Here is a 7,262-nt window from a genome sequence, read left to right on the forward strand (position 1 = left end):
GAGCCGGCCCTTAAGTCAGAGCCATGCGGACTGCGGGCGTCCGTCCGGGCAAGCTTGGCGATCGCGATCATGGATACGGCCGACAACATGAGGGCCTATGGCAGGGGCCTGAACAGCATACCCGTCCGGTTCGCGGCGATGAGCTTCGTTCTCGCCAGCCTGTGCAGCGCTGCCCTCATCCAGATCCTGGCGATCGTCTGGGACCATGCCATGCCGTGGTACGCCATTGCGGGCATCGGCATCGCAATCGGCGTCATGCCCGCGGCGATCACCTTCCTGGCCGCTTCGCAACTCAGTGGATCCATCGCGGCGCTGCGCCGTTCGACCGAGGCGATCGCCGCGGGTGACATGAACCAGCCGGTCGAGATCGACTGCGCCTGCGAGGTTGGCGGGCTTGCCGACAGCTTCCGCAAGATGGTGGCCCGGCTGAACGCCAACATCTTCCGCATGAACGTGCTGGCCCACACGGACATGGTCACCGGCCTGCCGAACCGGGTGGTCATCAACCACATCCTGGCGCTCCCCGCCATGCAGGGCGCCCAAGGCGACTGCCAAGGTGCCCTGTTCTTCATCGACCTCGACGGCTTCAAGGCAGTGAACGACACCTATGGCCACAGGGCCGGAGACGAACTCCTGCGTCAGGTCAGCCAGCGCATCGTGGTCGAGGGGTTCGGCCGCAGTCTCGAACAGATCGATAGCTGCACGACGACCTTCGGCGAACTCTGCGAGACCTGCCCGAAGGAACTGGTCTTCACGCGTTTTGCCGGCGACGAGTTCGTGGCGTTCCTGCCGGGCGATTCCAGTATCGACAAGGTGCGCCTGCACGCCGATGCCATCGTCGAGGCCATGCGCCGTCCCTTCAAGGTCTTCGGCAACGAGATCCAGGTGGGCGCGAGCATCGGCATCGCCCGTGCACCGATGGATTCAACCCGCGGTTCCGAGCTGCTCTCCCTCGCCGACTTCGCCATGTATGTCGCCAAGGAGAAGGGCAAGAACAACGCCGTTCTCTTCGATCAGGAGCTGCGAGCCCTGGCCCGCGACAAGGCCGAACTCGAGGCCGACCTCCGGCGGGCGATCGCGGACCGCCTGCTCAATGTCCATTTCCAGCCGAAGGTCAGCGCCGATGGCCTGTCGATCATCGGGGTCGAGGCCCTGCTGCGCTGGAACCACCCCACCCGCGGTGCGGTATCGCCCGTCGTTTTCGTCGCCCTTGCCGAAAAGGCGGGGCTGATGCCGGCGCTCGGCACTTTCGTCTTCGAGGCCGCCGTGCGCCAGCATCGCGCCTGGGCGAACGAGGGACTGGTCATGGCCATGGCCATCAATGTCTCGCCGAGCCAGTTCGAGGACCCGCACTTCGTCCCCGGGGTGCTCCGCATCATCGGGGCGGGCGGTGTCGCTCCCGAACTGATCGAGGTCGAGATCACCGAGGCGGTCCTGACGAACGACTATGCCGACACGGCCGAGAAGGTGCGCCTGCTGCGACAGGCGGGCGTGACGGTGTCGATCGATGATTTCGGTGTCGGCTATTCCAACCTGTCCCAACTGGCTCAGCTGTCGGTCAATGCGCTGAAGGTCGACCGCTCCCTCATCCTGCGCATCGGCCAGGATCCGAAGGTGGAAGGCATCATCAAGGCGGTCATCGACATGGCCCACGCCCTCGGCCTCAAGGTGGTCGCCGAAGGCATCGAGACTCCCTATCAGGCGTCCTTCCTGCGTAAGGCGGGCTGCGACGCCATGCAGGGCTTCCTGTTCGCCACGCCGATGGATCCGGGGCGGCTGGGGCAGTGGGTTGCCGGCCGCAGCGCAAACCTCGTCTCGCGCCTCCAGTCCGAAGTCCGCCACGCTCTGGCCTGACCACCTCGCGGTCCCGCCGCGATCCTGTCCACAGGCCGCTTCGATCGGCGCCGCGGAAAGTGCTATGGCTCGCCCATGCGCTTTCCACCATCGTTCCTGGACGAGATCCGGCAACGCCTCCCGGTGTCCGAGGTGGTGGGAAAGCGCGTCAAGCTGAAGAAGCAGGGCCGCGAATGGCGGGGCCTGTCGCCGTTCAATGCGGAGAAGACGCCGTCCTTCTACGTCAATGACCAGAAGGGCTTCTATCACTGCTTCTCGTCCGGCAAGCATGGCGACCAGTTCCGCTTCCTGATGGAGACGGAAGGGCTGAGCTTCCCCGAGGCGGTGGAGCGTCTGGCAGGCGAAGCCGGCCTCGCCATGCCCAAGGTCTCGGTCGAGGAGGTGCAGCGCGCCGAGAAGGCGAAGACCCTCTATGACGTCATGGAACTGGCGGCGACGTTCTTCGAGGCCCAGTTGCAGGACCGCGCCGGCGCAAAGGCGCGCGGCTATCTTGCCGGCCGCGAGCTGAGGGCGCCGACCCAGGTGAAGTTTCGCATGGGCTATGCCCCTGCCGAGCGCTTCGCCCTGAAGGAGCATCTCGGCGCCAAGGGCGTCTCCGTCGCGGACATGATCGCCGCGGGACTGCTCGTCCATGGCGACGATATCCCCGTTCCCTATGACCGGTTCCGCGACCGCGTCATGTTCCCCATCACCGATCTCAGGGGGCGCGTGGTCGCCTTTGGCGGCCGGGCGCTGGAGAAGGACGTTCCGGCCAAGTATCTGAACTCGCCGGAGACCGATCTCTTCCACAAGGGCTCGCTGCTCTACAATGCCCATGCCGCACGCGAAGCCGCCCACAAGGCGAACCGCGTCATCGCCGTCGAGGGCTATATCGACGTCATCGCCATGGTGATGGCCGGCTTCGGCGAGACGGTGGCCCCGCTTGGCACCGCGCTCACCGAGGGCCAGCTCGACCTGTTGTGGAAGATGGCGCCGGATCCGGTTCTGCTCTTCGACGGCGACAAGGCGGGGCGACGCGCCGCCTATCGCGCCGTGGACATCGCCCTCCCGCTTCTGAAGCCGGGCCGCAGCCTGCTCTTCGCAGCGCTGCCCGAGGGCCAGGACCCGGACGACCTGATCCGTTCCTCCGGACGCGAGGCGATGGATGCCGTGCTGGCCCAGGCCCAGCCGTTGGCCAGCATGCTGTGGCAGCGCGAGACCGAGGCGGGCGTCTTCGGCACGCCGGAGAAGCGCGCGGCCCTGGAAGCCCGCTTCGCCGAGGTGGTGGCGACGATCGGCGACGAGAATGTCCGCCGCCATTACCGCGACGACGTGTTCGGCCGCCTCTCCGACCTGTTCCGGCCGATGCAGCGCGAGCGGCGCGGCGGGCAGGGCGCGCCGAACAGGAGCGCCGGCCGGGGCTTTTCCCCTTTCGCGGTGCCGGACCACCGCCCGTCGCCGGCGCTTGCCGCGAGTGCACTCGTGCGCGGGCCGCGCGCCGCCCTGCCGATGCGCGAGGCGCTCATTCTCACCGCTCTGCTCAATCATCCCTGGCTGATCGACGGCCAGGAGGAGGATATCGCCGCGCTCGATCTGCGCCATCCGCAGGCGGAGAACCTCAAGGCGGCGCTCCTCGACGTGCATGCCCAGGGCGTCGTCGGCGAGGAGGGCGCCTATCAGGAAGCGCTGGTGGCCGGAGGGCACGGGGTACTGGTCGACCAGGTCCGGGCCACGGTCTCCCTCAAGGCGGTCTGGGGCGCCATGCCGGACGCGGCGAAAAGCGACGTCGAAGTGACGTTCGGCCAGCTCTTGGCCTTGCATCGGAAGAAGCAAGCGCTAATTAAGGAAATCCGGGATGCCGAGCGAGCCTTCGGCGACGACCCGACCGAAGCGAACGAGCACTGGCTTCTCGACGCCAAGCGGCGGGAGGCGGAACTCGTAGGGACCGAGGCCCTCATCGAGGGGTTCGGATCGCAATCCGGGCGGGGAGGTCGCAGCGCTTGACTTGTGTCGGCAAAACGGACGTGTCACGACCGCACAGGGCAGACGGGGCGGAATGCCATGGTTCACCATGTCTTAAGGGCGTGGGCCTTAGGGCGGTGATGTCAGATGTGACGGGGGCGCGCTGATGGGCGAGCGCAGCCCCTCTTTTTGCGTTTTGGCGGGCCCTGAACCCGCCACTGACGCGTCATGCGGGCCGCTTGCGGCGCGTGAGGGATGGACGGTCTAGATGGCAACCAAGGCAACCGAGAAACCGGAAGGCGCGGATCAGGAGACCGAGGGTCCCGATGGCCCGCTCCTCGACCTCTCCGATGCCGGCGTCCGGGCGATGATCAAGCGCGCCAAGAAGCGCGGCTATGTGACCATCGATGAGATCAATGCCGTCATGCCGGCCGCCGCGTTCACCTCGGACCAGATCGAGGACATGAACTCGATGCTCTCGGAAATGGGCATCAACGTCGTCGACAATGACGATGCCGCCGAGGATGGCGAGGGCGAGGAGCAGCAGCCCGAGGCCGACGAGCCGGACGGTGAACTGCAGGAAGCCTCCCCCCGCGCCGTGGTGAAGTCCGAGCGCGCCTCCGAACCGCTCGACCGCACCGACGACCCCGTGCGCATGTATCTGCGCGAGATGGGCTCGGTGGAGCTCCTGTCCCGCGAAGGCGAGATCGCCATCGCGAAGCGCATCGAGGCCGGCCGCGAGGCGATGATCGCAGGCCTGTGCGAGAGCCCGCTGACCTTCCAGGCGATCATCATCTGGCGCGACGAGCTCAACGAGGGAAAGATCTACCTCCGCGACATCATCGACCTCGAAGCGACCTATGCCGGCCCGGATGCCAAGAACGCTCCGATGGTGACCGAAGGCGAGGCGCCGATCGCCCCGCAGGCGGAAGGCGAGGGTGAAGGCCTGCCGCCGGGCGTCACCGAGAGCGATCTCGACGAGGACGACATGGAGAACGCCGTGTCGCTCGCCGCCATGGAGGCAGAGCTGAAGCCGAAGGTGCTCGAGATCTTCGACACCATCGCCGACGAGTACAAGAAGCTGCGCCGCCTGCAGGACCAGAACGTCGAGAACCGGCTGAACGACACCAAGCTGTCGCCGAGCCAGGAGCGCCGCGCCAAGAAGCTGCGCGAGGATCTCGTCGATCACGTCAAGTCGCTGTCGCTCAACACGGCGCGCATCGAGGCGCTGGTCGAGCAGCTCTACGACATCAACAAGCGCCTGGTCGGCTACGAGGGGCGCCTCCTGCGCCTCGCCGAGAGCTACGGCGTCGACCGCATGTCCTTCCTGAAGGAATACCAGGGCTCCGAGCTCGATCCGAACTGGATCCGGCGCGTCGCCTCGCTCGGTGCGCGCGGCTGGAAGAGCTTCGTCGCCGAGGAGAAGGACACGGTGAAGGAGATCCGCGCCGAGATCCAGGCGCTGGCCACCGAGACCGCGCTGGAGATCGGCGAGTTCCGCAAGATCGTCCAGATGGTGCAGAAGGGCGAGCGCGAGGCCCGCCAGGCGAAGAAGGAAATGGTCGAGGCGAACCTGCGCCTCGTCATCTCCATCGCCAAGAAATACACGAACCGAGGCCTGCAGTTCCTCGACCTCATCCAGGAGGGGAATATCGGCCTGATGAAGGCGGTCGACAAGTTCGAGTACCGCCGCGGCTACAAGTTCTCGACCTATGCCACCTGGTGGATCCGGCAGGCGATCACCCGCTCGATCGCCGACCAGGCCCGCACCATCCGCATCCCCGTGCACATGATCGAGACGATCAACAAGATCGTCCGCACGTCTCGCCAGATGCTGCACGAGATCGGCCGCGAACCGACCCCGGAGGAACTGGCCGAGAAGCTCGGCATGCCGCTGGAGAAGGTGCGCAAGGTCCTCAAGATCGCCAAGGAGCCGATCTCGCTCGAAACCCCGATCGGCGACGAGGAGGATTCGCACCTCGGCGACTTCATCGAGGACAAGAACGCGATCCTGCCCATCGACGCGGCGATCCAGTCGAACCTGCGGGAGACCACCACGCGCGTGCTCGCATCGCTCACCCCGCGCGAGGAGCGCGTGCTGCGCATGCGCTTCGGCATCGGCATGAACACCGACCACACGCTCGAAGAGGTCGGCCAGCAGTTCTCGGTGACCCGCGAGCGCATCCGCCAGATCGAGGCCAAGGCGCTCCGGAAGCTGAAGCATCCGTCACGGTCGAGGAAGCTGCGCAGCTTCCTGGATAACTGAAACCGGACGGCTGATTGCATTGCAAGGCGGCGGGCGAGGCGCCCGCCGTTTTCGTTGAGTGGGTGCGACCGGCCCTCCGAAAGTCCTGACCATGACCATCCACTGAATGAGCGCCGAGGTCGACCAGACCTTGAGATGCTTGGGCCTTGTGCTGGCCTTCCGCCTGGCGCGGACGACGGGAAGGTCGCCAGTCGCGGTCAGGCCGCTTGTTCTTAGGCGGCAGCCGTGTCGGGGAGAGTCATCAGCGCCGCGCCTTGCCAAATACGCCTCTGTGGGCCCTGATCCGCTCGACGTCTGCGGAGCCCCTTCATGTCGCCCGAATTCCTGTTGACCACCCTCATCATCGTGGCGTCGCCCGGCACCGGGGTCATCTACACGCTCGCCGCCGGCCTCTCGCGCGGCAGCCGGGCTAGCGTGCTCGCGGCCTTCGCCTGCACGCTCGGCATCGTGCCGCATCTGATTGCCGCGATGATGGGCCTCGCGGCACTCCTTCACACCAGCGCGCTCGCCTACAACGCGGTGAAATATGCCGGAGTCGCCTATCTCCTCTGGATGGCCTGGCAGACGTTGAAAGAGGAAGGCGCGCTGAAGGTGGAGGCTGCAGTGGATCGGCGCTCCTCCTGGCGTGTCATCGTTGACGGCATCGCCATCAACGTCCTGAACCCCAAGCTGTCGATCTTCTTCGTCGCCTTCCTGCCGCAGTTCATCGCCGTGGGCGAGCCGGCGCCGCTGGCGCGCATGCTGGAACTGTCGGCGGTGTTCATGGCGATGACCTTTGTCGTCTTCGCCGTCTACGGCCTCTTCGCCGCAGCCATGCGGGACAGGGTCATTTCGCGGCCGGCCGTGATGGCCTGGATGCGGCGGATCTTCGCCGGCGCCTTCGTGGCGCTTGGCGCCCGGCTGGCGCTGCAGGAGAAGTGAGAGTGCCGCCGTTTCCGACGGCCCCTGGAGGCGACAGGTCCAACCGTCGCCTCGGATATCGTCGGTTGACGATCAGCTGCGGTCGGGACGGACGCCGGTAAATCCGGGGACCATACCGGGAGGACGCTGTCCAGGGGGCTGGGCGACCGGCGGCCGACCGCCGCCGCCGCCACCCATGCCCGGACCGGGTCCGGGGGGACGACCGCTGCCACCGCTCCAGCCGGGGCCGGGGCCAGGACGGCCACCGCCGCCACCGCTCCAGCCGGGGCCGGGGCCAGGA

The 7,262-nt window shown here is 66.7% G+C and carries 4 protein-coding genes; all 4 read left to right on the plus strand.

Features of this window, described 5'->3' with window-relative positions:
• Positions 1–69: 69 nt before the first annotated feature.
• The 4 genes from Q0C57_RS14960 (at position 70) to Q0C57_RS14975 (ending at position 6,982) form a co-directional block, all read left to right on the plus strand.
• Positions 70–1,854 (plus strand): EAL domain-containing protein, encoded by a 1,785-nt coding sequence (locus Q0C57_RS14960; protein ID WP_296577233.1) that lies wholly within the window; start codon positions 70–72, stop codon positions 1,852–1,854.
• Positions 1,855–1,929: 75 nt separating this feature from the next.
• The gene (gene dnaG, locus Q0C57_RS14965) at positions 1,930–3,837 is read left to right on the plus strand and encodes a DNA primase (RefSeq protein ID WP_296577234.1); all 1,908 of its coding nucleotides are present in this window, start codon (positions 1,930–1,932) and stop codon (positions 3,835–3,837) included.
• 226 nt (positions 3,838–4,063) lie between these two features.
• Positions 4,064–6,061 carry an RNA polymerase sigma factor RpoD gene (gene rpoD / locus Q0C57_RS14970; protein WP_296577235.1) on the plus strand — a complete coding sequence of 666 codons (1,998 nt, stop codon included), beginning with the start codon at positions 4,064–4,066 and terminating at the stop codon, positions 6,059–6,061.
• A 309-nt stretch (positions 6,062–6,370) separates the two neighbouring features.
• Positions 6,371–6,982, plus strand: coding sequence for a LysE family translocator (locus Q0C57_RS14975; RefSeq protein ID WP_296577236.1), 612 nt, complete (start codon positions 6,371–6,373; stop codon positions 6,980–6,982).
• Positions 6,983–7,262 lie beyond the last annotated feature (280 nt).

It is taken from the genome of Phreatobacter sp. (assembly GCF_022843985.1).
Classification (GTDB): domain Bacteria; phylum Pseudomonadota; class Alphaproteobacteria; order Rhizobiales; family Phreatobacteraceae; genus Phreatobacter.

Coding starts and splice junctions, on each gene's coding strand:
- Q0C57_RS14960 (WP_296577233.1), top strand. CDS start 70: ATGGATACGGCCGACAACATGAGGGCCTATGGCAGGGGCCTGAACAGC.
- dnaG (WP_296577234.1), top strand. CDS start 1,930: ATGCGCTTTCCACCATCGTTCCTGGACGAGATCCGGCAACGCCTCCCG.
- rpoD (WP_296577235.1), top strand. CDS start 4,064: ATGGCAACCAAGGCAACCGAGAAACCGGAAGGCGCGGATCAGGAGACC.
- Q0C57_RS14975 (WP_296577236.1), top strand. CDS start 6,371: ATGTCGCCCGAATTCCTGTTGACCACCCTCATCATCGTGGCGTCGCCC.